The 25,958-nt window shown below is 61.3% G+C and carries 23 protein-coding genes; 17 read left to right on the forward strand and 6 right to left on the reverse strand.

What is annotated here, in order from left to right; all coding sequences use genetic code 11:
- The first annotated feature begins 251 nt into the window (after nt 1–251).
- From kdgD to ACIOAU_RS13925, 4 genes are all read left to right on the forward strand, one after another.
- Entirely contained in the window at nt 252–1,163 is a 912-nt protein-coding gene (kdgD, locus tag ACIOAU_RS13910) for a 5-dehydro-4-deoxyglucarate dehydratase (RefSeq protein ID WP_150569136.1), read from the forward strand.
- Between the two features lie 99 nt (nt 1,164–1,262).
- On the forward strand, nt 1,263–2,630 hold the full coding sequence (locus tag ACIOAU_RS13915) for an MFS transporter (protein WP_103437500.1): 1,368 nt from the start codon (nt 1,263–1,265) through the stop codon (nt 2,628–2,630).
- Nucleotides 2,631–2,708: 78 nt separating this feature from the next.
- Entirely contained in the window at nt 2,709–4,262 is a 1,554-nt protein-coding gene (gene garD / locus ACIOAU_RS13920) for a galactarate dehydratase (RefSeq protein ID WP_150569135.1), read from the forward strand.
- 85 nt (nt 4,263–4,347) lie between these two features.
- Nucleotides 4,348–5,928, forward strand: coding sequence for an aldehyde dehydrogenase (NADP(+)) (locus tag ACIOAU_RS13925; protein ID WP_401182627.1), 1,581 nt, complete (start codon nt 4,348–4,350; stop codon nt 5,926–5,928).
- A 32-nt stretch (nt 5,929–5,960) separates the two neighbouring features.
- On the opposite strand, the gene ACIOAU_RS13930 is transcribed toward ACIOAU_RS13925, so the two are convergent.
- On the reverse strand, nt 5,961–6,710 hold the full coding sequence (locus tag ACIOAU_RS13930) for a FadR/GntR family transcriptional regulator (RefSeq protein WP_101319755.1): 750 nt from the start codon (nt 6,708–6,710) through the stop codon (nt 5,961–5,963).
- A 205-nt stretch (nt 6,711–6,915) separates the two neighbouring features.
- On the opposite strand from ACIOAU_RS13930, the gene ACIOAU_RS13935 reads away from it, so the two are divergent.
- Nucleotides 6,916–7,245 carry a hypothetical protein gene (locus tag ACIOAU_RS13935; protein ID WP_401182630.1) on the forward strand — a complete coding sequence of 110 codons (330 nt, stop codon included), beginning with the start codon at nt 6,916–6,918 and terminating at the stop codon, nt 7,243–7,245.
- Nucleotides 7,246–7,287: 42 nt separating this feature from the next.
- On the opposite strand, the gene ACIOAU_RS13940 is transcribed toward ACIOAU_RS13935, so the two are convergent.
- The gene (locus ACIOAU_RS13940) at nt 7,288–8,214 is read right to left on the reverse strand and encodes a LysR family transcriptional regulator (protein WP_150569133.1); all 927 of its coding nucleotides are present in this window, start codon (nt 8,212–8,214) and stop codon (nt 7,288–7,290) included.
- Nucleotides 8,215–8,234: 20 nt separating this feature from the next.
- Nucleotides 8,235–9,209 carry a quinone oxidoreductase family protein gene (locus ACIOAU_RS13945; RefSeq protein ID WP_401182633.1) on the reverse strand — a complete coding sequence of 325 codons (975 nt, stop codon included), beginning with the start codon at nt 9,207–9,209 and terminating at the stop codon, nt 8,235–8,237.
- 207 nt (nt 9,210–9,416) lie between these two features.
- On the opposite strand from ACIOAU_RS13945, the gene ACIOAU_RS13950 reads away from it, so the two are divergent.
- From ACIOAU_RS13950 to ACIOAU_RS13995, 10 genes are all read left to right on the forward strand, one after another.
- Nucleotides 9,417–10,298: a DMT family transporter gene (locus tag ACIOAU_RS13950; protein WP_150572558.1), complete on the forward strand. Its 882-nt coding sequence runs from the start codon at nt 9,417–9,419 to the stop codon at nt 10,296–10,298.
- Between the two features lie 199 nt (nt 10,299–10,497).
- Nucleotides 10,498–12,681, forward strand: a complete 2,184-nt coding sequence (locus ACIOAU_RS13955) for a type VI secretion system Vgr family protein (protein WP_401182636.1) — start codon at nt 10,498–10,500, stop codon at nt 12,679–12,681.
- Nucleotides 12,678–13,565 (forward strand): DUF4123 domain-containing protein, encoded by an 888-nt coding sequence (locus tag ACIOAU_RS13960; protein ID WP_401182639.1) that lies wholly within the window; start codon nt 12,678–12,680, stop codon nt 13,563–13,565. Before ACIOAU_RS13955 ends, ACIOAU_RS13960 begins: the two co-directional genes overlap by 4 nt.
- Nucleotides 13,566–13,575: 10 nt before the next feature.
- Nucleotides 13,576–16,224: a T6SS effector BTH_I2691 family protein gene (locus ACIOAU_RS13965; RefSeq protein ID WP_401182642.1), complete on the forward strand. Its 2,649-nt coding sequence runs from the start codon at nt 13,576–13,578 to the stop codon at nt 16,222–16,224.
- A gap of 221 nt (nt 16,225–16,445) precedes the next feature.
- Nucleotides 16,446–17,429 (forward strand): DUF6708 domain-containing protein, encoded by a 984-nt coding sequence (locus ACIOAU_RS13970; protein WP_401182644.1) that lies wholly within the window; start codon nt 16,446–16,448, stop codon nt 17,427–17,429.
- Nucleotides 17,395–17,652, forward strand: coding sequence for a PAAR domain-containing protein (locus tag ACIOAU_RS13975; RefSeq protein WP_150572562.1), 258 nt, complete (start codon nt 17,395–17,397; stop codon nt 17,650–17,652). The genes ACIOAU_RS13970 and ACIOAU_RS13975 overlap by 35 nt, the downstream gene beginning before the upstream one ends.
- Nucleotides 17,653–17,720: 68 nt before the next feature.
- A complete protein-coding gene (locus tag ACIOAU_RS13980) occupies nt 17,721–18,404 on the forward strand; it encodes a class I SAM-dependent methyltransferase (protein WP_401182647.1) in 684 nt (227 codons plus the stop codon).
- 137 nt (nt 18,405–18,541) lie between these two features.
- Entirely contained in the window at nt 18,542–19,522 is a 981-nt protein-coding gene (locus ACIOAU_RS13985; RefSeq protein ID WP_401182650.1) for an aliphatic sulfonate ABC transporter substrate-binding protein, read from the forward strand.
- 18 nt (nt 19,523–19,540) lie between these two features.
- Nucleotides 19,541–20,905, forward strand: coding sequence for an LLM class flavin-dependent oxidoreductase (locus ACIOAU_RS13990; RefSeq protein WP_401182653.1), 1,365 nt, complete (start codon nt 19,541–19,543; stop codon nt 20,903–20,905).
- Between the two features lie 133 nt (nt 20,906–21,038).
- The gene (locus tag ACIOAU_RS13995; RefSeq protein WP_101319782.1) at nt 21,039–21,875 is read left to right on the forward strand and encodes a bifunctional allantoicase/(S)-ureidoglycine aminohydrolase; all 837 of its coding nucleotides are present in this window, start codon (nt 21,039–21,041) and stop codon (nt 21,873–21,875) included.
- A gap of 74 nt (nt 21,876–21,949) precedes the next feature.
- Here ACIOAU_RS13995 and ACIOAU_RS14000 read toward each other — a convergent pair whose 3' ends face one another.
- The 3 genes from ACIOAU_RS14000 to ACIOAU_RS14010 all read right to left on the reverse strand — a co-directional run bounded on the left by ACIOAU_RS14000 (nt 21,950) and on the right by ACIOAU_RS14010 (nt 24,307).
- Complete coding sequence (locus ACIOAU_RS14000) at nt 21,950–22,216, reverse strand: DUF1652 domain-containing protein (RefSeq protein WP_101319784.1); 267 nt, start codon at nt 22,214–22,216, stop codon at nt 21,950–21,952.
- Nucleotides 22,217–22,432: 216 nt separating this feature from the next.
- Nucleotides 22,433–23,317, reverse strand: a complete 885-nt coding sequence (locus ACIOAU_RS14005) for a pirin family protein (protein ID WP_150569122.1) — start codon at nt 23,315–23,317, stop codon at nt 22,433–22,435.
- Nucleotides 23,318–23,425: 108 nt separating this feature from the next.
- Nucleotides 23,426–24,307, reverse strand: a complete 882-nt coding sequence (locus ACIOAU_RS14010; protein WP_150569121.1) for a LysR substrate-binding domain-containing protein — start codon at nt 24,305–24,307, stop codon at nt 23,426–23,428.
- Nucleotides 24,308–24,464: 157 nt separating this feature from the next.
- Between ACIOAU_RS14010 and ACIOAU_RS14015 the strand changes: the two genes are divergently transcribed.
- Both ACIOAU_RS14015 and ACIOAU_RS14020 read left to right on the forward strand, forming a co-directional pair.
- Nucleotides 24,465–24,866: a MerR family DNA-binding transcriptional regulator gene (locus ACIOAU_RS14015; protein ID WP_101319790.1), complete on the forward strand. Its 402-nt coding sequence runs from the start codon at nt 24,465–24,467 to the stop codon at nt 24,864–24,866.
- Between the two features lie 20 nt (nt 24,867–24,886).
- Complete coding sequence (locus tag ACIOAU_RS14020; RefSeq protein ID WP_101319792.1) at nt 24,887–25,786, forward strand: hydroxymethylglutaryl-CoA lyase; 900 nt, start codon at nt 24,887–24,889, stop codon at nt 25,784–25,786.
- The last annotated feature ends 172 nt before the right edge of the window (nt 25,787–25,958 follow it).

Raw genomic sequence — 25,958 nt, forward strand, 5'->3', positions numbered from 1 at the left:
TGTGCCTGTCCCCGCGATCCTTTTTTCTGCCATCCGTGCAGAGATATGATGACTAAAGGCTGCTTTATTATTTCCCTCCATCCCGCGCCCTGACCTCACACCTATCCCCCTGCGAGTACCTGCCGCATTTGTGCGGAAAGCGACTACGAGAAAAAATCTGTGGCAAGGGACTAGTCATTTCTTAGGTTGTACGATAACTTACCTCTCAGATTGATTCACCACCCCAAAAGCGCCACAGGAAACCAATAACAATGAATCCACTAGAGCTGCAGTCCATCCTCTCCCACGGTCTGCTGTCGTTCCCGGTAACCGACTTCAATGCCCAGGGCGACTTCAATCAGGCGGGCTACATCAAGCGTCTGGAATGGCTTGCCCCGTATGGCGCGACTGCGCTGTTCGCCGCCGGCGGCACTGGTGAGTTCTTCTCCCTGGCCGCCAGCGAGTACAGCCAGGTGATCAAGACTGCAGTCGATACGTGCGAGCATTCGGTACCAATTCTGGCCGGCGTCGGTGGTTCTACTCGCCAGGCCATCGAGTACGCCCAGGAAGCCGAACGTCTGGGTGCCAAAGGTCTGTTGCTGCTGCCGCACTACCTGACCGAAGCCAGCCAGGACGGTGTAGCCGACCACGTTGAAGCCGTGTGCAAGTCGGTCAAGATCGGTGTAGTGGTCTACAACCGTAACGTCTGCCGCCTGACCGCGCCGCTGCTCGAGCGCTTGGCCGAGCGTTGCCCGAACCTGATCGGTTACAAGGATGGCCTGGGCGATATCGAGCTGATGGTGTCGATCCGTCGCCGCCTGGGCGATCGCTTCAGCTACCTCGGCGGCCTGCCGACCGCTGAAGTGTATGCAGCTGCCTACAAGGCGCTGGGTGTGCCGGTGTACTCTTCGGCGGTGTTCAACTTCGTGCCCAAGACCGCGATGGACTTCTACCATGCGATCGCTCGCGAAGATCACGCCACCGTCGGCAAACTGATTGATGACTTCTTCCTGCCGTACCTGGACATCCGTAACCGCAAAGCCGGCTATGCCGTCAGCATCGTCAAGGCCGGCGCCAAGATCGCCGGTTACGACGCAGGCCCAGTGCGTTCGCCACTGACCGACCTGACCGGCGAAGAGTATGAAATGCTCGCCGCCCTTATGGACAAGATGGGCCCGCAATAAGCGACCCCGCGGCCTGCCAATGCCGCAACCGGAGCGAGGCCACGCCCGCTCCGGTCTTATCGATCCCCGCACAAAAATAACTAGTGGGAGTACACCTTCATGCAAGCGACGAAAAAAACGCATGTACGTTATCTGATCTTGTTCATGCTCTTCGTCGTGACCACGATCAACTATGCAGACCGAGCGACCATTTCGATCGCTGGCTCCAGTCTGCAGAAAGATTTAGGGATAGACGCGGTCACCCTCGGTTATATCTTCTCGGCCTTCGGCTGGGCCTACGTGCTCGGGCAAATCCCCGGCGGCTGGCTGCTCGACCGCTTCGGTTCAAAGAAGGTTTACGCCTTCAGTATCTTTACCTGGTCGCTGTTCACTGTGCTGCAGGGCTTTGTCGGTTACCTACCGGTGGCCAACGCGATCATCGCCCTGTTCATGCTGCGCTTCATGGTCGGTTTTGCCGAGGCGCCGTCGTTCCCGGGTAACGCCCGCATTGTGGCGGCCTGGTTCCCGACTGCTGAACGCGGTACCGCATCGGCCATCTTCAACTCGGCGCAGTACTTCGCTACTGTCCTGTTCGCACCGCTGATGGGCTGGATCGTCCACGCCTGGGGCTGGGAACACGTATTCGTGGTCATGGGCGTACTGGGTATCGCCTTCTCGGCGGCCTGGATGAAGCTGATCTACAACCCTAAAGAACACCCGATGATCAGTGCCGAAGAACTCGACCATATCGAGCGCAACGGCGGCCTGGTCGACATGGATAAACCCAAGGCAGCCGGCGCCAGCGGGCCGAAGTGGGCCTACATCAAGCAGCTGCTGAGCAGTCGCATGATGGTCGGTATCTATCTTGGCCAGTACTGCATCAACGGCATCACCTACTTCTTCCTGACCTGGTTCCCGGTGTATCTGGTGCAGGAACGCGGCATGTCCATCCTCAAGGCGGGCATCATCGCCTCGTTGCCAGCGATCTGCGGCTTCGTCGGCGGTGTATTGGGTGGCGTATTGTCTGATGGTCTGCTGCGTCGTGGTCATTCACTGACCTTCGCCCGCAAGGCGCCGATCGTGGTCGGCCTGTTGCTCTCTACCAGCATGGTCATCTGCAACTACGTCGACGCCGAATGGATGGTGGTGGCGATCATGGCCCTGGCGTTCTTCGGCAAAGGCCTTGGTGCGCTGGGCTGGGCGGTGGTATCGGACACCTCGCCCAAGCAGATCGCCGGGCTGTCCGGCGGCATGTTCAACACCTTCGGCAACATCGCCTCGATCACCACGCCGATCATCATCGGTTACATCATCAGCGCTACTGGCTCGTTCAAGTGGGCACTGGTGTATGTCGGTGCCAACGCCCTGATCGCGGTGCTGAGCTACCTGGTGATCGTCGGCCCGATCAAACGTATCGAGCTGCGTGACGTGCCCAACGATGAACCGGCTCAGCCGGCCAGCAGCGAACTGGCCAGCTCGCGCCACTGAGTAATTGCGCCTGCACCTGCTGAAGCGGGTGCAGGCGTCTCGAACAAAGCCTGAGATAACTACAAGAAGGGCCTGAACATGCAGCTGATCGAAACTTCCGACTCGCCCCGCTACGTGCGCCTGCACGAGGATGACAACGTAGTGGTGGTGGTCAACGACGGTGGTTTGGGCGAAGGCGCCCGCTTTGCCGACGGCCTGACCCTGGTTGAAGCAGTACCACAAAGCCATAAGGTCGCCACGCTGGATATCGCCCAAGGCGAACCAGTGCGGCGCTACGGGCAGATCATCGGCTATGCCCTGGAACCCCTACGCAAAGGTAGCTGGGTGCAGGAAAGCCAGCTGGCGATGCCCGCCGCCCCCGAACTCGACAGCCTGCCGCGCTGTGACGCCGTCCCTGCCCCTCTGCCGCCGCTGGAGGGTTTTACCTTTGAAGGGTTCCGCAACGCCGATGGCACCGTCGGTACGCGTAATATTCTTGGCATCACCACCACCGTGCAATGCGTGACCGGCGTGCTCGACCATGCGGTCAAACGCATCCGCAGCGAGTTGCTGCCCAAATACCCCAATGTCGATGATGTGGTGGCACTGACCCACAGCTATGGCTGCGGCGTGGCAATCAATGCCCGTGATGCCTACATCCCGATCCGCACCGTGCGCAACCTGGCGCGTAACCCGAACCTTGGCGGCGAAGCCCTGGTTATCAGCCTGGGCTGCGAGAAACTGCAGGCCGGCCAGGTCATGCATGAAAACGACCCCTCGGTAGACCTCAGCGACCCGTGGCTGTACCGCCTGCAGGACGCCAGCCTCGGTTTTGTCGAAATGATCGAACAGATCATGGCGCTGGCCGAAGCGCGTCTGATCAAGCTCGACCAGCGCCGCCGCGAGACCGTGCCGGCCGCAGAGCTGATCCTGGGCATGCAATGCGGCGGCAGCGATGCCTTCTCCGGTATCACCGCCAACCCCGCGCTGGGTTTTGCCGCCGACCTGCTGGTGCGCGCCGGTGCCACCGTGCTGTTCTCGGAAGTAACCGAAGTCCGCGATGCCATCTACATGCTTACTTCCCGCGCGCAAACACCGGCCGTAGCCGATGCACTGGTGCGCGAGATGGACTGGTACGACCGTTACCTGGAGCAAGGCGCGGCCGACCGCAGCGCCAATACCACCCCGGGCAACAAGAAAGGTGGCCTGTCGAATATCGTCGAGAAGTCGCTGGGCTCGATCGTCAAGTCCGGCAGCGGCGCCATTCAAGGGGTGGTTGGCCCGGGTGAACGGGTCGAGCGCAAGGGCCTGATCTTCTGCGCAACCCCTGCCAGCGATTTTGTCTGCGGCACCCTGCAACTGGCGGCGGGGATGAACCTGCACGTGTTCACCACCGGCCGCGGTACGCCGTACGGGCTGGCCATGGCGCCGGTGGTCAAGGTGTGTACCCGCACCGAGCTGGCCCAGCGCTGGCCAGACCTGATCGACATCGACGCCGGGCGCATCGCCACCGGCCGCTCGAGCATCGAAGAGTTGGGCTGGGAGCTGTTCCATTACTACCTGGACGTGGCCAGCGGCCGCAAGCAGACCTGGGCCGAACAGCACCGCCTGCACAACGACATCACCCTGTTCAACCCGGCACCGATCACCTGATCGCTTTGCCCTCTGCCGCCGCGCTTGCAGCGTGGGCCGCAGAGGGATCTGTCCTATCCATTGTGTACTTCAACAGGAGCAAGACATGCCTGAGATTCTTGGCCACAACTTCATCAACGGCCAGCGCAGCGCAGCTGGCAACCAACGCCTGCAAAGCCTGGACGCCACTACTGGCGAAGCGCTGCCCTACAGCTTCGTGCAGGCCACCGAAACCGAAGTGGACCAGGCCGCCCGCGCTGCCGCCGCAGCATTCGTTGAATTCCGCCAGCTGGCACCCGCCCGTCGCGCCGACTTCCTCGATGCTATCGCCGCCGAGCTGGACGAACTGGACGACGCCTTTGTCGCCATCGTCTGCCGCGAGACCGCCCTGCCCGCTGCCCGCATCCAGGGTGAGCGCGGCCGCACCAGCGGCCAGATGCGCCTGTTTGCACAGGTGCTGCGCCGTGGCGACTACCTCGGTGCGCGCATCGATCTGGCCCTGCCTGATCGTCAACCCTTGCCGCGGGTCGATCTACGCCAGATGCGTATTGGTGTCGGCCCGGTCGCGGTGTTTGGCGCAAGCAACTTCCCGCTGGCCTTCTCCACCGCTGGCGGCGACACCGCAGCAGCATTGGCCGCAGGCTGCCCGGTGGTGTTCAAGGCGCATAGCGGCCACATGGCCACGGCCGACCTGGTCGGTTGCGCGATCACCCGCGCCGCCGAGCGCACCGGCATGCCCAAAGGCGTGTTCAACATGGTCTTCGGTGGCGGCGTCGGTGAGTGGCTGGTCAAGCATCCAGCGATCCAGGCGGTTGGCTTCACCGGCTCGCTCAAAGGCGGCGACGCACTGTGCCGCATAGCCGCAGAACGTGCGCAGCCAATCCCGGTATTTGCCGAGATGTCGAGCATCAACCCGGTGATCGTCCTGCCGGGTGCGCTGGCCAAGCGTGGCGAAGCCATCGCCCGCGAGCTGGCAGGCTCGGTGTGCATGGGCGCGGGGCAGTTCTGCACCAACCCAGGCATGGTCATTGGCCTGCGTTCTGCTGAGTTCAGCACCTTGCTGGCCAATGTTGGCCAGGCGCTGGATGCTCAGGCCGGGCAAACCATGCTCAATGCCGGCGGCCTGCGCAGCTATGTCAGCGGCCTTGAGCATCTACAGGCGCATGCCGGCATCGAGCACCTGGCGGGTCAGGCGCAGGAAGGCTCACAGGCGCGTGCGCAGCTGTTCAAAGCGGACGCCAGCCTGCTGGTCAATGCCGATCCACTGCTGCAGGAAGAGGTGTTTGGCCCGGCCACCGTGGCGGTCGAGGTGCAGGACAACGAGCAACTGCGCGCAGCCCTGCAAGGCCTGCGTGGCCAGCTGACCGCAACCCTGATCGGCGAGGCAGAAGACTTCGAGGCGTATTCCTGGTTGGTCCCGCTGCTGGAAGAGAAAGTTGGCCGGATCCTGGTCAACGGCTACCCGACTGGCGTTGAGGTCTGCGATGCGATGGTCCACGGCGGGCCATATCCGGCAACTTCGGATGCGCGCGGGACCTCGGTGGGGACATTGGCGATCGATCGCTTCCTGCGGCCGGTGTGCTACCAGAACTACCCGCAGGCGTTGCTGCCTGAGGCGCTCAAGGATGGCAATCCGCTGGGGTTGCGTCGGTTGGTGAATGGGCAGTGGAGTGACGGCTCGCTTTAAGCTTTTTGGGGCCGCTGCGCGGCCCCAGAAATCTACACCCCTTGCGCCTCTGCAGCCTCATGCGCCTGGCGCAGCCGCTCACGGCTATTGGACAGATGCATGCGCATCGCCATCTTCGCCCCTTCGCTATCGCCCCGCACAATCGCCTCGTAGATCGCTTCGTGCTCGTGGCGCAGACGGCTCATGTAATGCGCCTGGTCATCCTGGGCAATACGCGCCGAATTGAGCCGCGTGCGCGGGATGATGCTGGTGCCAAGGTGATTGATGATGTCGGCGAAATAATGATTGCCGCTGGCCTGGGCGATCCGCAGGTGGAACTGGAAGTCTGCCGATACCGCATCGGACGCGTGCGCAGCGCCTTCGTTGATCTCATCCAGGGCCGCACGCATCCCGCTCAACTGCTCGTCGGTACGGCGCTGCGCCGCCAGCCCGGCAGACTCGATCTCCAGGGCGATGCGTAGCTCCAGCACCGCGAGCACTTCACGCAGGGTGACCACGGTGGCGGGATCGATGCGAAAGCCACTGCCAGGTGAGGCCTCGAGCACGAACGTGCCGATACCGTGACGGGTCTCGACCTGCCCGGCAGCCTGCAGCCGCGAGATAGCCTCACGCACTACGGTGCGGCTGACGCCTTCCTCAGCCATGATCTGCGACTCGGTCGGCAGCTTGTCGCCGCGCTTGAGCTGACCACTGCGGATGCGTTCGGTCAGCACCGTGACCAATTCCTGGGCCAGACTGCGCGGCTTGCGCCGGGTCCTTGCCTGTACCTGCTGCTCTGTCATGCCCTGTAGTTCACCTTGAGAGACAGGCACCATGATAGCGCAAGCAGTTGTACGATCACATACGCAGACTGCGGGTTTTTATTGATACTTTGGCACTGCCTGTTTCGTACCTCGGCGTCCGTGCTGGATGGCGGCAAATTGCTGGCCCCCAAACCTCGAAAGCGAAGGCAAACTTCGTTTTCCTTCAGAAGCTTAGGACAGCATCATGCGGGTATTTCTAGCAACCATGGCCGGGTGCCTGCTGGCGACCTTCGCTATCACAGCCCAGGCCAAAGCCTTGAGCCAGAACGATCGCAACGTGTGTAGCTGGGGGTCGCAGATTGCCGCTGAGGCGCAGCAAGCCAAGCTTTCCGGGGTCAACGTGTACGCCACGCGCAAGCGCCTGCAGGCGCGCAAGTTCCCCAAACCGTGGATGCGCATGACCGCCTTCGGGATCACGGAACAGACCTACAACAGCCGCTCCCGACTCAAGCCTGCGGCCATCAAGAAAACCTATTATGACCAATGCTTGCAACACGCTATTGCCAAGCGATAACGCTATAAATCAGTAACTTATAAGAACTTCCTGATAAATATTCTAGGCCTTGATTCGCCATGGTGGCCCTGAATGGAATGAGCGCTGCAGCCAGTCCTTGAGTGCGCCGACGGCTGCAGTGTGCAATCGCGCCGAGGGCCGTACCAGGTAGATTCCGGCCGTGACATCCAGTTGCCAGTCTGGCAGCACGCGTACCAGCCTGCCGGCGGCCAGGTCTTCGATCATCAACCAGTCGCCGCCAGCGATAATGCCGACACCCCGGCGGGCAGCCTCCAGCAAGGCTTCATTGTCATTGCTGCGCAGTGAACCTGAGACCTTGACGCTTACATGCCGCGCGCCGGCCGTTAGGTTCCATTCAGGAAACGAGCGCAAGCCACTGAAACCCATGCAGTTATGCTCGGCAAGGTCAGCAGGGACTTGAAGCGTGGGATGTTTGGCCAGGTACTCCGGCGATGCGCACAGAATGCGCAGATGATCGCAGAGCTTTTTTGCCACCAACCGGCTGTCCGCCAGCTCACCGATACGGATTGCCGCGTCAAAACCTTCAGCCACCAGATCGACAAAACGGTCTGAGTACTCGACCTCCATCGTTACCTGCGGATGCGCCAGGACGAAGTCGGCCAGCAGCCCACTCAGCCAGCGCCTGCCCATCGCCGCCGGCAGCGCCAGGCGTAGACGCCCCCGGACGGTCGCAGCGCCCTCGGCCGCTTCCTGTTCGGCTTCATCGATCAAGCGGCTGGCCTGGCGCAGCCGCTGCACCAGTCGCTCGCCCTCATCGGTGAAACGCAACTGGCGGGTAGTGCGTTCAACCAGACGAATTCCCAGGCGCTGTTCGAGCGCACTCAAACGCCGCGACAGCACCGACGGGTGGCGGTCGAGCTGGCGCCCGGCAGCGGCGAATGAACCTTGCTCGTGCAAGGCCAGCAAGCTTGCCAGTTCATCCGCGCGGCGGCTGTCGAAGGCGTCCATGGGCAGGCTCTCAAACAAGGTCAAGGGATCAGTATCAGCGCCCCCTCGGAACGGCCCTGCTCCAGATCCGTATGAGCCTGGGCAACATCAGCCAGCGGGTAGCGGCGCCAGATACGCGGCAGGATGATACCTTGGCTGACAGCCTCCAGCACGTCTGCCGCGCGCTGCTGATATTCCTCGGCAGTCTGGGTATGGGCGGCCAGCGATGGCCGTGTCAGGTACAGCGAGCCCTTGGCATTGAGCGTGCTCACCTCGATGGGCGCAGGGGCACCCGAGGTCGCCCCGAACGACACCAGCAGCCCGCGCGTTCGCAGGCTGTCCAGTGAGGCCTGCAGCGACACTTTACCGATGCTGTCATACACCACGTCCACGCCCTGCCCCGCAGTCAGTTCCTTGACTTGGGCGGCCAAGGTCGCCGCATCAAATACCAGCACGTGCGCGCAGCCTGCCTCTTGTGCGCGACCGACACTTTCAGGCCGGGACACAACACCAATCACCGTCGCCCCCAAGTGCCTGGCCCAAGCCACCAGCAACTGGCCCACCGCGCCACCAGCACCGTAGACCAGCAGCTGACTGCCGGGACCTACTGAATAGGTTGTCTTGATCAAGTACTGTGCGGTGATGCCCTTGAACAACACTGCGGCGGCCTGTTCATCACTGACCGAGGCCGGCAACTTGACCAGACGCTCGGCCGGGTACAAGCGGCCACTGGCGTAGCTGCCAATCGGGCCGGTGGCATAGGCAACCCGATCGCCAACCTGCAATGAGGCGACGCCCTCGCCCACAGCCGTCACCCGCCCTGCACCCTCCAGCCCCAAGCCACTTGGCAGCACCAGCGGCGCAGCACCTTTGCGTTGCAGCAGGTCGAGCGGGTTGACGCCGATGGCGGTCTGTTCAAGCCAGACCTGACCCGGCCCCGGCTGCTGCGGTTGCACAGTCTCCAGTTGCAGTACATCTGTGGTGCCGGTGTCGGTCAGAACGATTCGTGCGGACATGGCCAATTTCTCTGGTTGGTAGAATGCCGTTGCAGCTTAGATAGCCATCTGCCGTCGAGCAATCAGGCCTGGCACAGATGATTCGTGCACCTGACGAAGCAATACATCTCGAAAGTACCGTTGCGGTCCAGCCCAAGCCCGGCAAGACTACGTCCACGACCACCCGACGCAGGCTTGCTCGCCAAGCCGTTCAGGCCACTGTTGCTTATGCACGACAAGACCACGTTCAGCGTGCCGGTAACCCACCGATCGCTGCTGCTGCCCATTCTTCTGAGTTTGCTGGCGTTTGCCGCCAACTCGGTATTCTGCCGTCTGGCCCTGCGCGACGGCGCCATTGATGCCACCGCCTTCACGGCGATCCGGCTCGGCAGTGGCGCGCTAGTGCTCGCCGCATTGGTGTACTGCACTCGGCGGCCTCGCAATCCGGCAGGCAGCTGGACCGGAGGACTGGCCCTGTTCGCCTATGCCTGGCTGTTCTCGCTCGCCTACCTGCAACTGGGTGCAGGCACCGGCGCGCTGATTCTGTTCGGGGCAGTACAGATCAGCATGTACGCTTTCGGCATGTGTCGAGGCGAACTGCTGCAGCGCAAGGTGCTGCTAGGGATGTTGATTGCCTTCGCCGGACTGCTTGCATTGCTGTTACCCGGCACCGACGCACCGCCGCTTGCCAGCGCGTTGGTCATGCTTACCGCAGGCATTGCATGGGGCGCGTATTCACTGCTGGGCAAAGGGTCAGCCGACCCGCTGGCGGCAACTGCAGGCAACTTCCTGCGCAGCTTGCCGCTGGTGCTTGGCGCTGTTGTGGCAATGGCGCTGAGCGGCGCATCGCTGCACTGGAGCGGCGAAGGCGTGCTGTATGCGCTCGGATCCGGCGTGCTGGCCTCCGGTGCCGGTTACAGCCTCTGGTATAGCGTGGTCAAGTGCATCAGCTCGCAGCAGGCGGCGACCATGCAGTTGAGTGTGCCGGTGCTGGCAGCGCTTGGTGGGGTGTTGTTGCTCGGCGAGCCACTGACCTGGCGCTTGGGCCTGACTTCGCTGGTGGTGCTCGGTGGGGTTGCGTTGGCGTTGCTGCCGACGCGTCGGGCCTAGGTAGCCAGCCGGGTAGCCTTTCACCCTCGATAGCGAATTTTCCTACGCCCTTCTCAGAAGCCGGATAGGTCCCTCAAAAGCCCTACCCCGGTATGGTTGGCAGGCAATCAAAGCCGTGAAAACAGCGGCCCCGCCCCAGCCCCGTCGGCAACTCATCGGCCCTATCGGCGACGCTTGCAGACGCTGAAAAGGACGTCCCATGCCCAGCCAATCCGACCTGAGCTTCCGCTTCGAGCCTCTGGCCAGCCGCACGCCGTTCGAAGTGGTGTCGTTCACCCTCGAAGAAACCCTCAGCACGCCTTTCAAGCTCACGCTGGAGCTGATCAGCTACCGAGCTGATGTCGATTTCGCCGAGCTGATTGACAAGCCAGCGCTGTTCACCATTTGCCGCGACCAGCAGCCAGTACGCTACGTGCATGGTTTGATCAGCAGCCTTAGCCAGGGCGAAAGTGGTTTCTATCGCACCCGCTATCAAGCCGTCATCGAACCACAACTGGCACGCGCACGCCTGCGCTCCAACTGGCGAATCTTCCAGCAGCAGAGCGCAGCGCAGATCCTCGAGGTCATGTTCAAGCGCCAAGGCCTGACCCAGATCGAATTCAGCACCACGTGCGACCACCAGGTCCGCGAGTTTTGCGTGCAAGCCGGCGAAACCGACCTCGACTTCATTGCACGTCTGGCTGCAGAAGAAGGCTACATCTACAGCTTTGACCACAGCGCTACTGCCCACACCCTGCGCGTGACCGACCGGGTGATGAGCCTCGGGCAGATCAACAGAAGCGTCATCAAGCCCGCAGACGATCTACGCAGCTATGCCGAGGATGGCACCGCCGACCCGCTCAGCGTGCTGTATCACTCCAACAGTGGCGGCGATCCCGCCGGCCCTTGCCTGCGCAGGCTTCGCTATTGCGAGCAGGTGGCAACCACTCACCAGCAGCAGCGCGACTATACCTTCCTGCGGCCAGCCTACCGCCAACAACACGGGGTGGTTGCCAGCCAGTGGAAGCTGCCCTGCAACAAGTACGAACGCTTCGACTATCCCGGCCGCTACAACCTCGATGTGGTTGGCAAGCCGTTCACCCAGACGCGGCTGACCGCACGCCGCCACGCGGTGCGCCTGGCTGAAGTGGAAGGCGACGATGTTCGTCTGCAACCTGGGCTGAGCTTCAATCTGATCAATCATCCCCGTGAGGACCTCAACGCCCACTGGCGGGTGATCAGCGTGCGTCACGTCGGCAGCCAGTTCACCAGTCTGCAGGAAGAGGCGGCGGATGCCGATCAGGGCACACACTATGTCCAGCATGCTGAGCTGGTACCGGGCCGCATCGACTGGAAGCCCGCTTTGTTGGCCAGGCCGCGCATTGACGGGCCGCACATGGCGACGGTGGTCGGGCCGCCCGAGGAAGAGATTTATTGCGACCAGTGGGGGCGGGTCAAGGTCAGCTTTCCGTGGGACCGAGAAAGCAAGGACAACCAGTTCAGCTCGTGCTGGATCCGCGTTGCCCAGGGCTGGGCAGGTGGCAGTTGGGGATCGATGGCCATACCGCGAGTCGGCCAGGAAGTGATCGTTCAATACGTCAATGCCGATCCCGATCAGCCATTGATTACCGGCCGCACCTACTGCGCCAACCAGCTGCCGCCCTATGATTTACCGCAGCACAAGACCCGCATGACCATCAAAAGCCAGACCCACAAAGGGCAAGGCTTCAATGAGCTGCGCTTCGAGGATGAGCTGGACCGGCAAGAGGTGTTCATTCACGCCCAGAAAGACCAGAACAACGTGGTCCGCCACAACGAAACCACCAAAGTCGGCAATGATCGCGCCGAGCAAGTCGAGCGTGACGAAACCCTCAGCGTCGGCCATGACCGCACAGAGTCGATAGGCAATGATGAAAAGGTTTCGATTGGTCAGGATCGTCAGCATCAAACTGGTCGCGATGACGTCCTCGAAATCGGCCGCCACCACAGCATCACTATCGCTCAGGACCGCATCGAGCAGGTCGGCAACCACCGCCGCGACACCACAGCTGCCAACCACACCGTCGATATCGGCGGGCACCTCGAACAACAGGTCGCTGGCCACGTCGACCTGAAAGCCGGCCAAGCTATTCGCTACCAGACCCAGGACTTCGAGATCGAGGTCGCTGGCAGCTTCTCGGTCAAATCGCCGGGCGGCACGTTACGCCTGGATGCTTCCGGGATAACCCTCGACGGTGTCGCGATAAATTTCAAAGGCCCTATCGGTCAAGCACCTGAGGGGAGTTCCTACGCCTTCAGCATCAGCGGCAAGCCTGAGCCGGGTGAGCCTGTCTGCCTGAGTTGCCTGCTCAAAGCGATTCAAGAGGGGCGCAGTGTTGTCCGCCTCGAAGGGGTCAACGCATGACCACAACGGCCACCAATCTTGGAAACGAGATCGTCGACGTACTGCGCAACCCGCGTTACCGCCTGACTGGCATCGTCGAGATAAGCCGCTTGAGCGAGCGAGATCGCAGCGAACTGCTGCGCCGTATCAAGGAATACGCGTTGCCATTACTTCAGCAGCCCGAATTCGCCAACCTGCAGGCGCTTGGGCCACGGTTGATCACTCCAGCGCCCGACTATGGCCTGGACGGTCAGTGGGGCAACTACTGGGATGTCGAACACTACGGCAAAGAGGGCATCTGCGCGTGGATCGTCAGTGCGATGCCGCCGCCAGAACTGCTCGTGCACCTGAGCCAGGCCAATCGCACGGTCGCGCCTGATGGCAATAGCTACCTGCTGCGTTGGCACATCGCACGCAGTCTCCAGGTTCTGCATGCACGGCGCGACTTGCCGGCGGTACGCGAGTGGCTCGCGCCTATCCATAAAATATGGATACCGGTACCTGACCCAGGTCGCGAGCGCTGGGTATGCCTCGAGGGAGAGGATCGCGCGCCGACCAGCCAAGGCAACGCCTTCGCGCTGGACTCCGCGTGCTGGCAGGCGCTGACCGGCGACCCGCTGGAATACACCTTGGCCGACGCCATCGGCACCGCGATGGCAGCTGCGGGCATGACCGGCCAATGCCACACCATTCGCCTAGGCATTGCTCGCGCGCATTTGAGTGCAGCTCGCAAAGCTGGCCTGAGCCGCCAGCAGGACCTGATCAGCTACGTGACCATGATGACCCTCAACGGCGATGCGCTGGCTGAGTCGGCCGCGTGGAAGCAGGCCGTTGCCGAAGCAAGCGAGCTCAAACGCCCGCTGGCAGACGCCCTGCTAGCGCCCCTCTCCTGCCAGCCTCGATAAGGACGCCACCATGATCAGCATGGACAAGCTCTTCGCTATTAATCGGGCTGCCTGCGAGGCCCTCAGCGTACCGTTAGCCGCAGGCCCTGCAGTCAGCTGCACCCGCAGCTTCACCATTCTGCCACTGCGCTACGCCGCCGTCGGCGGCAACTCCGGCTTACGCGAGCGCCTGCCGCAATTGCCAGACAACCTGCATCACGCGCATCAGGCTGGCGCCTTTACTCAGGCTGCCTACGCGATACGGCCACTGCGTGAAGGATTTCTTTACGTCATGGAAGCTCGCCGAATAGGCAACAGGTTGTTATTTCTTGACCCTTTCCGCATTTCGGCAGATGGCTCACTGGCCATCTCCAGCTTCGATGACCCCTGGCAAGCCCCGCCGGCCTCGCTGACGGCGCAGGACGTGATGCGCAACCTGGCATGGGCTCTGACTATCCACGATGTCGATGACCTGATCGGGCTGCGGCTGTTCTACAGCCCTGACCCACTGAGCAGAGCTACGCTGATGCGGCTGTTCCACCAGGCTTCCAGCTTGCCGGCTGTGAACGTGGCCAAGTATGCCGCCCCTTCCTGCTCAGTCCCTGAGTCGCATGTACTGACTTACGGTCAACTCGACCTGGTGGCCGATTTCGCCGCAGAGAACGATCCAGACCTGCGCAAGATGCTTGACGCACAGCTGTCTTCGACGCCGAAGATCATGTCGCTGGTGGCCTCTCGGCAGATGCTCAAGCCAAAGCCAAACAGCGATACGCCGCGAGGTATCGCCATCGTGGTGGAAGACGCGATCGGCATTACCCAGGATCTCAATGCCTGGCGCAACGCGGGCCTGGAACACCTCAAAGGCTGGCTGGAAACCACCACCCCCGGCGCTGAACCAGACCAGCCGGGGATCAGCAACGAGCGCAAGGTGCTGGTGGCACAAGCGTTCACTCAACTGCACGCCGAGTTCAGTGAGCGCAAGGTCGGCGCGCTGCTGAGCCGCCACACGCAGAGCCTGCGTGAGTACCTGACAGATGGCGCACAAAGCCTGCCGCCCGGTCCAACCCGCGAATGGTGGGCGCAGACACGCGAAGGCATTCTTGAAGTTGATGCGCAGTTCAAGCGCAAGGATCTCGAAGCGCGTGCTGCCACTGGCGAGTTTGCCAAGGCTTTCGAAGAGCGCTACTTGCCAAGGGTCGATCTGCCCGCCATGCACGTTCAGCTGGGCTGGTTCGAGACCGTTAGCCGCGAAGCGCAACGCCAGGCTGATGCCCGGGCAGGCGACCACCTGATGTGGCTGCAGCATCCGCGACTGCTTGCAGCGCTGGATCTCTACGATCAGGAAGACCTCAGCAGCGGTCTGTGCTTTGCACACCAGACCGGCCTCTGCGTGCTGGGTATGGAAGGCACCGTCAAAGGCGCGCAGTTGCTCAGCCGTTGGTGGCAGAGCGGCGAAGTTGAAGCGAGCAACTTGGCCATGCGCGCTTATGTGTTCAATCAGAAATCGGTTGCCGAGGTACTGGCAAAGACCCAAAGCGATATGCGCATTCTCCACGGGCCAGCGGACGACTGGCAAAAACTGGAAACCGCACTGCAACAAGCCAAGGCACTGGCGGCCCAATTCAGCGCAATCGACGGCCATTTGGAGCAATTAGCCCAACATGGCCACGTCAATACTGCCGGCGCACTGGCCTGGATTGGTCATCTAGGGCGTGAAGCCCTGAGCGCCGGTGCGCCCAACGCTGTAGACCGAGCACTGCATAGGCGTCTGGTAACTCTCCTTACTGCTTCGCTGGGTGAGCAAGCACTCAACTTGCGCATGGCCGAACACGCGCAGGCCGGCCACACACCCTCACCGGGCCGCGTTGCCGCACCGATCATGCGCCGGCTTGATCAGGCCTATGTCGACAGTCTGAACGGCGCGCACAGCAACAGCTTCTACCGCCTGCGAGTCAGCAGCGCGCTGCTGTTGCTGGAAGCGAGCCTGTTGCTGCTGCAAGGCAGGCGAGAAGATAAGGATCGACGGTTCTGGAGCGAAGTGGCTGCGGGGGCGTTGACGAGTGCGGCGGCGGGGATGGAGTTGTTGGCTGTGGGGACAGAGCAAGCACTGGCATCTCTTGAAAGGAGGAGTGCCTCGGCGAGGGGAGCGAGCATTAGTCTAGGCCGGTATCGTGTCTGGGGGGCCGCAATGGCCAGCGCAGGAGGAGCAGTGAGCATCGCGTGGGACATCAACGATGCCCTCAGCGCAGGCGCCAATTACAGAGATACACGCGATCTCAAAAAAGGCATGTTAGCCGGAGCCTACTCAACGAGGGCTTTCGCGACCTTTATCCTTCTGAGCGGGCAAGGAGGAATCGCGTTCTCCCAAGCAGGCGCCTACTTCCGGTGGCTAGCACTAAATGCATCTAGTAAACACATAAGCGGCCCCGCGAAACTTTTGGCTGCATTCTCCAAGACCCTAGCAGGGAATCGCGCACTGCTATTGCTATTAAGTCGAATGGGGTGGATAGGTGGCGTAGTAGCTATCGGAATGACGTTTACACTCTTGGTCATAGATGAGAACGAACTGGAGAAATGGTGTGAAAAATGCTGCTTCAGCCGAAGCAAAAACACCAAATTTTATGAGCTAGACCAAGAAGAACTTGCATCATTTATTAATGCCGTATCGGAGACCCTCTAATGTTCTTATTTGAATGGGGCTACTGGCAGACTGTAATACGATCTGAGACTGATGAACCACGAAACAAGCTCCCTACCGACATTGATATTACGGACATACCCGCGTATGAAAGCGACGAAATCGAAAGCCTTGCTGCCGCTAGATTGAGTGCTAGCTTGGCACCCGCTTCAAGGGGGGCGGTTTATGTATACGATGATACGAATATAGAAATGAGATGTGGCATGGGGGAAGGCAAGCGCGGCCTTATCACCATATTGTCCTTAGCGTTGTTTGCCACTATCACAGCAGGGATAGCAGGCTCGTTAAATTTCGCCTTCGCCGTACCGTATGAAGATCCCACCGACGGTTCTACCGTGGACTTTTTCGCACTTGCACTCAGCATCTACCTTGGACTTCTGAGCTCTGGCTTTACGATTGCATACATTAAATTAGGACTACCAATATCGCGACTGGAGATATTCACGTCACGACATTTAATCATACGCTTCAATCGCAAAACTCAACAGGTCTATCTACATCGACCGCACTACTGCGGTGGTCTAGTGACACTCCCATGGATTGGCGTGAGCAGTTCAGGCGCTAATCACAACTCTGCAATCGCAGGAGGGGTTGGTTTTCCGCTATTCCTATATTGGTCACAATCGTTTACACGAAGCCACTATCCAGAGTGTGCGTGGGTTGGAAAAGCAGGAAACAATCAATCTGAAATCCAGGCCGAATGGGAATTCATCCGCCGTTTCATGGACGAAGGCCCCGAGGGCCTACCCCGCCCACGCATCACTTCACACTTCCCTTGGCCATGGCAGGCATTCACTCCGCAGTTCGAGGGCCTTACCCACTACTTCTGGAATTCGTCGCGGATCATCAAGTTAGGCCTCATTCTTATTTCGCCCGCCTTCCTCATTCTCGGTTTGGGCCACTGGCTAAGCCTGCTGCTGTGCTGGAAACCTCGGTGGCCAAAAATCATCCGCGAAGCAGGATTGCCCGGCAAACCCATCCCGCCGCTAACCACTTTGGCCGACAGGCCGCCTCATATCCAGGAGCGCCTGCGTGCGAACGCCCATCTGTGGGCCATACGCCCGGGCCAGCGGCCGGCGAAAAAACCACGCGCTACCCGTAGACGAGCCAAGCCCGGCAACCAGTCCACTACAGCCAAGGAGTCCTTCACCGATGAAACCCATTGTGCTGATCGGCCACAAACATGACTGCCCAATTCACGGCATCGGCGAAGTGGTCTCGGGCACTTCTGCGACAAGGGTCGGCGGGCGCGAGGTTGCTTGTGTTGGCGACCGCATAAGCTGCGGCGCCGTCATTGAAAGCGGCTCGCCAAGTTACGCCATCGCAGGCAAGGCCGTGGCCCGACTTGGGGACACCACTGACCATGGCGGCACGCTGATCGAGGGCGACAGCGGCTGGCTGGTCGGCTGAAGTATCGATGTCACTGGGCCCAGTGCACCGCCTAAGCTTGTACCTATCTGTCACTGCCGGAGCCAGCCATGTCCTCCCCCGACCCTGAAACCCGCCTCCAGCAAAGCTGGCATGACAACGCCCACGCCTGGATCGAAGCCGTGCGCAGTGGCAGTATCGAAAGCCGCCGCCAGGTCACCGATCAAGCGATCCTGCTGGCCATCCTGTCACGCCAGCCACAGCGGGTTCTCGACCTCGGCTGCGGTGAGGGATGGCTGTTGCGCGCCCTCACTGCTCGGGGTATCGAAGCCGTAGGCGTGGATGGCGATTCAACCCTGGTCGAGGCAGCACGCGCAGCCGGCTCGTCACCCGTCCACCACTGCAGCTACGAACAACTCGCCAGCGGCGATGTGGGACTCGGCAAATGCTACGACGCGATTTGCGCCAACTTCGCACTGCTTCATCAGGACATCATCCCGCTGCTGAGCGCGATGACCACCTTGCTGGCTCCGGGCGGCGTGCTGGTGATCCAGTCGCTACACCCATGGAGCGCCGCCAACGGTGATTATCAAGATGGCTGGCGTGAAGAATCCTTCGCTGGGTTCAAGGGTGATTGGAAGCCGATGCCGTGGTACATGCGCACGTTGACAAGCTGGCTCGCGGCGTTGGACATGGCCGGACTAACCCTCCTCCAACTGCAGGAACCGCAGCATCCACAAAGCACCGTTCCGCAATCGCTACTGCTGGTCGCAGAGCTGACACACAAGGAATAACGCTGAAACCCCGCAAACACAAAAGGATATAAAAATAACAAAACAATCTAACCAAATGGAATAAAGAAATTGAAAGCCTTGAGCCGCCTCCCTTACGCTGGAGCCCACATTCCAGCCTTCGCTCAGGAGCACCCGCCTTGTCCAACCGTGCCTTTTCTCCCCTCCGCCGTTTCTTGCTCGGCGGCCTGCTGGCCAGTGTCGTCAGCTCCATACTGCCTTGGTCACAAGCCATAGCCGACGATGCCAAGACCTTGCGCATCGGCTACCAGAAATTCAACAGCGTAAACATCCTCAAGGGCACGGGCGCCTTGGAAAAGGCGCTCGCTGCACAGGGCGTGAAAGTCAGCTGGCACGAATTCGCCGCCGGCCCGCAACTGCTAGAAGCGCTGAGCACCGGTGCGATCGACCTGGGTCACGCCGCTGATGCACCGTCGGTGTTCGCCCAGGCCGCTGGCAAGCCTGTGGTCTATCTGGCGGCTGAACAGCCCTACCCGCGCGGGATTGGCCTGGTGGTACGCGAACAGGATCACATCACCAGCGTGCAGGAGCTCAAGGGCAAGCGAGTTGCCACTGGCCGCGGCTGGAATGCCCAATACCTGCTGGCCGTCGCGTTGCAGCAAGCTGGCTTGAGCTATCAGGACATTACCCCGGCATACGTCAACAACGCCGCCGATGCCGTCGCCGCCCTACAGTCGGGTAGCGTGCAGGCTTCGACGCTGTGGGACCCATTCCTGGCAGCAGCCGAGCAGCAACCGGGCTTGAAAAACCTGCGCGACGGTAGCGGCCTGACCAACAACCGGACCTTCTACCTCTCCACCGCGAGCTTTGCCGACCAGCACCGCGAATGGCTGAAGACGTTCTTCAGCGAGCTGGCCAAAGTCAGCCAGTGGGCCAATGCCAAGCCAGCGGAAGTTGCCAGCCTGCTGGCACCGCAACTAGGGATCAAGGCTGAGGTGCTGGAAGTGGCCAGCGAGCGCCGCAATTACAACGCCGTGCCGATTACCCCGGCAATCGTTGCCGAACAGCAAAAACTGGCCGACACCTTCCAGGGCCTGGGTCTGATCCCACACAAGTTGACCGTGGCTGACGCGGTGTACCCGACCGCCGTCCTGCCCTGACGCCAAGGAACGCCTCGCATGCCCCGCCCGATTCGCTTCAACGCCTTCAGCATGAACGCCGCCAGTCATCAGTCCCCCGGGCTGTGGCGCCATCCGCGCAATACCAGCGTGGCGTTCAACCGGCTGGATTACTGGACTGACCTGGCTCGTCTGCTTGAACGTGGCCTGTTCGACGCGCTGTTCATTGCCGATGTCATGGGCATCTACGACGTCTACCAAGGCGGGCCCGAAGCGGCCTTGCGTGGGGGCGTGCAGGTCCCGGTCAACGATCCCCTGCTGCTGGTCCCGGCCATGGCCGGGGTCACCGAGCATCTGGGCTTCGGCGTGACCTTCTCGCTGACCTACGAGCACCCGTACCCGTTCGCCCGCCGCATGTCGACCCTGGACCACCTGAGTAATGGCCGGGTCGGCTGGAATATCGTCACCGGCTACCTGGACAGCGCCGCACGCAATCTTGGCCTGGCTCGGCAGTTGGGCCATGACCAGCGCTACGACCTGGCCGATGAATACCTGCAGGTGCTGTACAAGCTCTGGGAAAAAAGCTGGGATGACGATGCCGTACTGCTGGACCGCGAATCGGGCCGCTACATTGAACCCTCGCGGGTCCATCCGATTGGCCATCACGGCGACCATTTCCAGGTCCCCGGGATGCACCTGTGCCAACCTTCGCCGCAGCGCACGCCTGTGCTGTTCCAGGCCGGCGCCTCCGCGCGCGGTCAGGCCTTCGCTGCGGAGCACGCCGAGTGCGTATTCATCAGCGGACCGACGCCGACGGTGCTGCGCCGCTATGCTGACGGCGTGCGCCAGGCCAGCGCCGCGGCGGGACGCGGCCCTGACGAGGTGCTGATTTACGCGCAGGCGCTGTTGATCGTCGCGGACAGCCGTGAGCAGGCGCAGGCGCGCTTTGCCGAATACCGCAGTTATGTGGATCTTGACGCCGCGCTGGCGCTGCTGTCCGGCTGGACCGGCATCGACTTCGCCGGCCTCGATCCGGATGCGCTGATTGAATATGTCGAGAATGATGCTGGCCGCGCAGCCCTGGCCGCCTTTACCGCGGCCGACCCAGGCCGGCAGTGGACGGTGCGCGAAGCCGCCGAATTCATCGGCCTTGGCGGCCGCGGCCCAGTCTTGATCGGCTCCGCCAGCGAGGTTGCCGACCAACTGGAGCGCTGGCTCGACCAGACCGGTGTCGATGGTTTCAACCTCACTTACGCCGTACAACCGGATGATTTGAGCAATGTCGTCGAGCTGCTGATTCCAGAGCTACAACGGCGCGACCGCTACCCTGTGGCCTACGCGGAAGGCACATTGCGCCACAAGCTGTTCGGCCAAGGTGATCGCTTGCCCGAGAACCACGCGGGGCGCAAGGTGAGCATTCAGTAATCGAATAGCGGGTATTTCAACATTTAATTTGTGGATGGCTGTGCACGGACCCTATCCTGTCCGTGCATCCCCTGCGGCGCACCGGCCGGTGCGGTTTCCGGCACGGGGAGAGAACAACAAGTCGAGACTGTCCATGTCGAACCATTCCTACTTCGCCCCTCACGGTGGGCACCCCGCTCAAACCGAGCTGCTGACTGACCGTGCCATGTTCACCGAAGCCTATGCCGTTATCCCCAAAGGCGTGATGCGTGACATCGTCACCAGCCACCTGCCGTTCTGGGACAAGATGCGCATGTGGGTTATCGCTCGCCCTCTGAGCGGCTTTGCCGAGACCTTCTCGCAGTACATCGTTGAAGTCGCTCCGGAAGGCGGCAGTGAGCGTCCAGAGCTGGACCCGAACGCCGAAGCGGTATTGTTCGTGGTCGAGGGTGAAATCGACATCACCCTGCAGGGCAAGCATCACACCCTGGCGCCTGGCGGTTATGCGTTCATTCCACCAGGCGCCGAGTGGAGCCTGCGTAACCACAGCAAGGCCAACGTCACCTTCCATTGGCTGCGCAAGCATTACCAGCGCGTCGAAGGCCTGGATATTCCAGAAGCGTTCGTCACCCACCGCGACAATGCGACCAAGATCGAGATGCCGGGCACCAACGGTGGCTGGGTCACAACGCGCTTTGTCGACATGGCCGATATGCGCCATGACATGCACGTCAACATCGTCACCTTCCAGCCCGGCGGCGTGATTCCGTTCGCCGAGACGCATGTGATGGAGCACGGTCTTTACGTGTTGGAAGGCAAAGCCGTGTATCGCCTGAACCAGGATTGGGTTGAAGTTGAAGCTGGCGATTTCATGTGGCTGCGCGCGTTCTGCCCGCAAGCTTGCTATGCCGGCGGCCCGGGTCCGTTCAGCTACCTGCTGTACAAGGATGTCAACCGTCATGTGCACCTGACACTCAATCCGCAGCGCTGAGTCAGCACAACGGGGCCGCTTAGCTGCGGCCCTTTACCGCGATCGGCGCCGCAGCACACATCGACGACTCGCTGTCAGGCGATCCGCTTGGCTGCAACCGGCTGCTGTGCCTGACGTTGCTGAGCGCGCAGCTCTGCAACCAAACCCACCAGATCGCGGCAACTGTTAAGGCTATCGATCGGCACATCAGTCAGGGTTACGCAGTGCTTCAAGCTTTGGCCCTCGCCCAGCCGGATGGTCAGGCTGGCACCATCAGGGCAACTGACCTCGCACCGATCAGGCAGGCAGGCCTGTTCGATGATTTGCCGCATTTCCAACATTGAAACACCTATCAACGACATGGTACGACCCTCTTCATGGGATGGCCTGTTGTCTTTGAGTGCACCGTCAAGGGCGAGGCGTCAGCTGAGGTTGCTCAATTTCAAGCGGCGGTCCATTCGCCAGAACATCCACTGCCCAGCCACCCACTAGCACCTTAGTGGAAGATCGCCGAGCCATGACGACCGTTCGATCTGCCATCGCCCTCGCGCGACGGGCGGTCCGCCTATGCCTGCCGCTCAGTGGGCGGCGCCATGCCTACCACCCATACGTCCAAATCGACCCGCTTGAAAGTCATCCAACGCCTCGGCAATCTGCGCCTGGCTATTCATCACAAAAGGCCCATAGCCAACGATTGGCTCGTCGATCGGTTCACCGCTGAGCAGCAGCAGGACCGCACCCGCCTGCGCCTCGAGGTGGACCCCCGCGCCGGCTCGGTCAAGCAGCACCAAACTGGCCGGGCCGGCTGCGCGGTTACCATTGACCGTTACGCTGCCGCGCAGCACGACTATGGCGGCGTTGCGCCCAGTGGCGACCGGCAGTTGCAGCGTTGCGCCGGCGTTGAGGCGGACATCCCAGACATCCATCGCGGTGAATGTGCGCGCCGGGCCCGCGGCGCCCTCGAACTCGCCGGCAATGACTCGCAGGCTGCCGCACTGGTCTGCCAGCGGCACAACCGGAATATTCGCTGCCAGCAGTGTCTGGTAACCCGCCGGGGCACGCTTGTCCCGCGCCGGCAGATTGACCCACAGCTGCACCATCTCCAGTGCTCCGCCGCTGCGGGCAAACGCTGGCGAATGGAATTCTTCATGGATGATGCCATCGGCAGCGGTCATCCACTGCACATCCCCCGGCCCGATCAAACCGCCGGCGCCCGTGGAGTCGCGATGCTCGACTTCGCCCTGGTAGACGATGGTCACGGTCTCAAAGCCGCGGTGCGGGTGTTCGCCAACGCCGCGCCGAGCGGTGGTGGGCGCAAAATCGTGCGGGCCGGCGTAGTCCAGCAGCAGAAACGGACTGATATGCCGAGCCAGTTGGTCATAAGTAAACAGGCTGCGCACCGGAAAACCATCGCCCACCCAGTGCCCGGCAGGGGCTTGATGAACGCCCAGAATGTCTTTCATGAGAGGTCTCCTTTTTGACTGGGTACAAGCTTACCTGCGGTGATAATCGTGCAATAGACGGTGCAAACAGCACTGATTGTCTCGCTGACAGGACAATCTGCGTGCCTGTCAGATGGCATGGACCATCAGAAGCTCTGTCAGCACCTGCGCCAACGAGCGCACCATCTGCTCGGCAGTTGGCCTGTGCACTATGACAATCTCGTAGCTGTCGACCTCCGGCAAACCGTGCTCGCTACCCAGTACGCGGTGTTCAGCCGTCGCAGCACGCGGCGGCAGCAGGCTCACACCCATACCATCGGCAACCGCCGCTTGAATCCCGCTCAGGCTGGAGCTGGTGAAGCTGATGCGCCAGCGCCGGCCCATGCCTTCGATGGCGTTGATCATGTCATCGCGGTACAGCCCACGCGGGGGGAAGGTCACAAGAGGAATTGGATCGAGTTCGAACGCCGGCAGCCGCGCACTATCGATCCACTGCAGGCGCTCGGGCCAGCAGGCCACCCCTTCGCGGCTGTTGCGCCGCTGTTTGAGCAGCACCAGGTCCAGCTCACCATTGTCGTAGGCTTGGCTAAGGTCGCGACAAAGCCCGCTGGTCACCTCGAGTTTGACCTGCGGATGGCGCCGGCTGAAGTCAGACAGCGCATTGGTCGTGCGCCCGCCGACGAAATCCTCCGGCACCCCAAGCCGCACCGTAGTGCCGACCATCGCGCCGGCCAGGGCTTCGAGCATCTGATCGTTGAGCGCCAGCATGTGCCTGGCATAGCCAAGCAAGGTCTGCCCGGCATCGGTAGGCAACACATCACGATTGCCCCGCACCAGCAGGCGATGGCCGACCATTTCTTCCAGCCGCCTGACTTTTTGACTGATGGTCGATTGAGTCGAGTGCAAGCGGGCTGCGGCAGTTGTGAAGCTGCCGCAATCGGCCACCACAACGATCGCCCGCAACAAGTCGAGATCGAACAACGCCCTATTCGATTTAACGCTGATAGACATCAGAGGATTCAATTTATAAATGATCAGTCTGACTTTTAGCATGCCTGCCAGCGCTGAACCACCCACGTGCTCCGCCAAGGGCGGATAAGCCCAGGATGCCTTGACGTAAACGTAAAGCTCCCAGTAGCTTAGTGCGATAAATCTTCCGAGCCCAAGCATGAGCACCCAGACCTACAGCATCTCCGACCTGTCCCGTGAGTTGGACATCACTACTCGGGCCATCCGCTTCTATGAAGAGCAAGGCCTGATCAGCCCTGAGCGGCGCGGGCTGGAGCGCATCTACAGTGCCCGCGACAAAGTCACGCTCAAGCTGATTCTGCGCGGCAAGCGCATCGGCTTTTCCCTGGCCGAGTGCCGCGAGCTGATCGAGCTCTATGACCCGAGCGGCGGCAACTTCAAGCAGCTCAACAGCATGCTGGTGAAAATTGCCGAGCGGCGCGCTCAGCTGGAGCAGCAGATGCTCGATATTGAGCAGATGCACCTTGAACTGGATACCGCTCAGGAGCGTTGCGAGCAAGCGCTTGCCGCCACGCCCAAACCTTCCGACAGCACGTGCTGACTCGCCACAGGAACCCTGCCATGTCATTGCCAACACACGTTCGCCTGGTTGAAGTCGGCCCGCGCGACGGCCTGCAGAACGAAGCCCAGCCGATCAGCGTCGCCGACAAGGTGCGCCTGGTCGATGATCTGAGCGAGGCCGGTTTGTCCTACATCGAGGTGGGCAGTTTCGTCTCGCCCAAGTGGGTCCCACAGATGGCCGGCTCGGCCGAAGTATTCAGCGCGATCAAGCAGCTTCCTGGGGTCACCTACGCAGCGCTGGCGCCGAACCTGCGTGGTTTTGAAGACGCGGTTGCTGCGGGTGTCAAAGAGGTAGCTGTATTCGCCGCTGCTACCGAGGCGTTCTCACAGCGCAATATCAACTGCTCGATCAGTGACAGCCTGCAGCGCTTCGAACCGATCATGGAAGCAGCGCGCAGCCATGGTGTGCGGGTGCGCGGGTACGTGTCGTGTGTGCTTGGTTGTCCTTATGAAGGCCGGGTCAGCGCCGAGCAGGTTGCTCCGGTCGCCAAGGCGCTGCATGACATGGGCTGCTATGAGGTATCGCTGGGCGACACCCTCGGTACCGGCACTGCCGGTGACACACGCAGATTGTTTGAAGTGGTCTCGGCGCAGGTGCCGCGTGCACAACTGGCCGGGCACTTCCATGACACCTATGGCCAGGCCCTGACCAACGTCTACGCGAGCCTGCTGGAAGGTATCCAGGTGTTTGACAGCTCGGTCGCCGGGCTTGGCGGCTGCCCTTATGCCAAGGGCGCTACCGGCAACATCGCCACTGAAGATGTGCTGTACCTGCTGCAGGGGTTGGGGATCGAAACCGGCATAGACCTCGACCGGCTGATCGCCGCCGGCCAGCGCATCAGCCAGGTGCTGGGGCGACCGACAGGCTCGCGTGTCGCGCGGGCCCGAAGCGCACAATGAGTCACGCTAATGTCATCAATGTGTGGGCCTGGTGTTACCGCCCCCACGTTGCGCAGCGGAAATTCGGGTAACAGGGAAACAATTCGACAGAATTTCCCGCAGCGAGAAGATGCAGAAAATAGCCAAACCCTTGATTTACAAGGTTTTTAAAAAGTTGGCACGCCACCTGCTA

The sequence above is a fragment of the Pseudomonas sp. NPDC088322 genome (assembly GCF_044740745.1).
GTDB lineage: Bacteria > Pseudomonadota > Gammaproteobacteria > Pseudomonadales > Pseudomonadaceae > Aquipseudomonas > Aquipseudomonas shirazensis.

Excerpts from the sequence above, each read along its gene's own strand:
- ACIOAU_RS13980 (WP_401182647.1), top strand. The coding sequence starts at position 17,721 with ATGTCCTCCCCCGACCCTGAAACCCGCCTCCAGCAAAGCTGGCATGAC.
- ACIOAU_RS13960 (WP_401182639.1), top strand. The coding sequence starts at position 12,678 with ATGACCACAACGGCCACCAATCTTGGAAACGAGATCGTCGACGTACTG.
- ACIOAU_RS14010 (WP_150569121.1), bottom strand. The coding sequence starts at position 24,307 with ATGTCTATCAGCGTTAAATCGAATAGGGCGTTGTTCGATCTCGACTTG.
- ACIOAU_RS13950 (WP_150572558.1), top strand. The coding sequence starts at position 9,417 with ATGCACGACAAGACCACGTTCAGCGTGCCGGTAACCCACCGATCGCTG.
- ACIOAU_RS13925 (WP_401182627.1), top strand. The coding sequence starts at position 4,348 with ATGCCTGAGATTCTTGGCCACAACTTCATCAACGGCCAGCGCAGCGCA.
- ACIOAU_RS13915 (WP_103437500.1), top strand. The coding sequence starts at position 1,263 with ATGCAAGCGACGAAAAAAACGCATGTACGTTATCTGATCTTGTTCATG.
- ACIOAU_RS13965 (WP_401182642.1), top strand. The coding sequence starts at position 13,576 with ATGATCAGCATGGACAAGCTCTTCGCTATTAATCGGGCTGCCTGCGAG.
- ACIOAU_RS13995 (WP_101319782.1), top strand. The coding sequence starts at position 21,039 with ATGTCGAACCATTCCTACTTCGCCCCTCACGGTGGGCACCCCGCTCAA.
- ACIOAU_RS13945 (WP_401182633.1), bottom strand. The coding sequence starts at position 9,209 with ATGTCCGCACGAATCGTTCTGACCGACACCGGCACCACAGATGTACTG.
- ACIOAU_RS13930 (WP_101319755.1), bottom strand. The coding sequence starts at position 6,710 with ATGACAGAGCAGCAGGTACAGGCAAGGACCCGGCGCAAGCCGCGCAGT.
- ACIOAU_RS14020 (WP_101319792.1), top strand. The coding sequence starts at position 24,887 with ATGTCATTGCCAACACACGTTCGCCTGGTTGAAGTCGGCCCGCGCGAC.
- ACIOAU_RS14005 (WP_150569122.1), bottom strand. The coding sequence starts at position 23,317 with ATGAAAGACATTCTGGGCGTTCATCAAGCCCCTGCCGGGCACTGGGTG.
- ACIOAU_RS14015 (WP_101319790.1), top strand. The coding sequence starts at position 24,465 with ATGAGCACCCAGACCTACAGCATCTCCGACCTGTCCCGTGAGTTGGAC.
- ACIOAU_RS13970 (WP_401182644.1), top strand. The coding sequence starts at position 16,446 with ATGGGGGAAGGCAAGCGCGGCCTTATCACCATATTGTCCTTAGCGTTG.
- ACIOAU_RS13955 (WP_401182636.1), top strand. The coding sequence starts at position 10,498 with ATGCCCAGCCAATCCGACCTGAGCTTCCGCTTCGAGCCTCTGGCCAGC.
- ACIOAU_RS13990 (WP_401182653.1), top strand. The coding sequence starts at position 19,541 with ATGCCCCGCCCGATTCGCTTCAACGCCTTCAGCATGAACGCCGCCAGT.
- ACIOAU_RS13975 (WP_150572562.1), top strand. The coding sequence starts at position 17,395 with ATGAAACCCATTGTGCTGATCGGCCACAAACATGACTGCCCAATTCAC.
- ACIOAU_RS13940 (WP_150569133.1), bottom strand. The coding sequence starts at position 8,214 with ATGGACGCCTTCGACAGCCGCCGCGCGGATGAACTGGCAAGCTTGCTG.
- ACIOAU_RS14000 (WP_101319784.1), bottom strand. The coding sequence starts at position 22,216 with ATGTCGTTGATAGGTGTTTCAATGTTGGAAATGCGGCAAATCATCGAA.
- kdgD (WP_150569136.1), top strand. The coding sequence starts at position 252 with ATGAATCCACTAGAGCTGCAGTCCATCCTCTCCCACGGTCTGCTGTCG.
- ACIOAU_RS13935 (WP_401182630.1), top strand. The coding sequence starts at position 6,916 with ATGCGGGTATTTCTAGCAACCATGGCCGGGTGCCTGCTGGCGACCTTC.
- garD (WP_150569135.1), top strand. The coding sequence starts at position 2,709 with ATGCAGCTGATCGAAACTTCCGACTCGCCCCGCTACGTGCGCCTGCAC.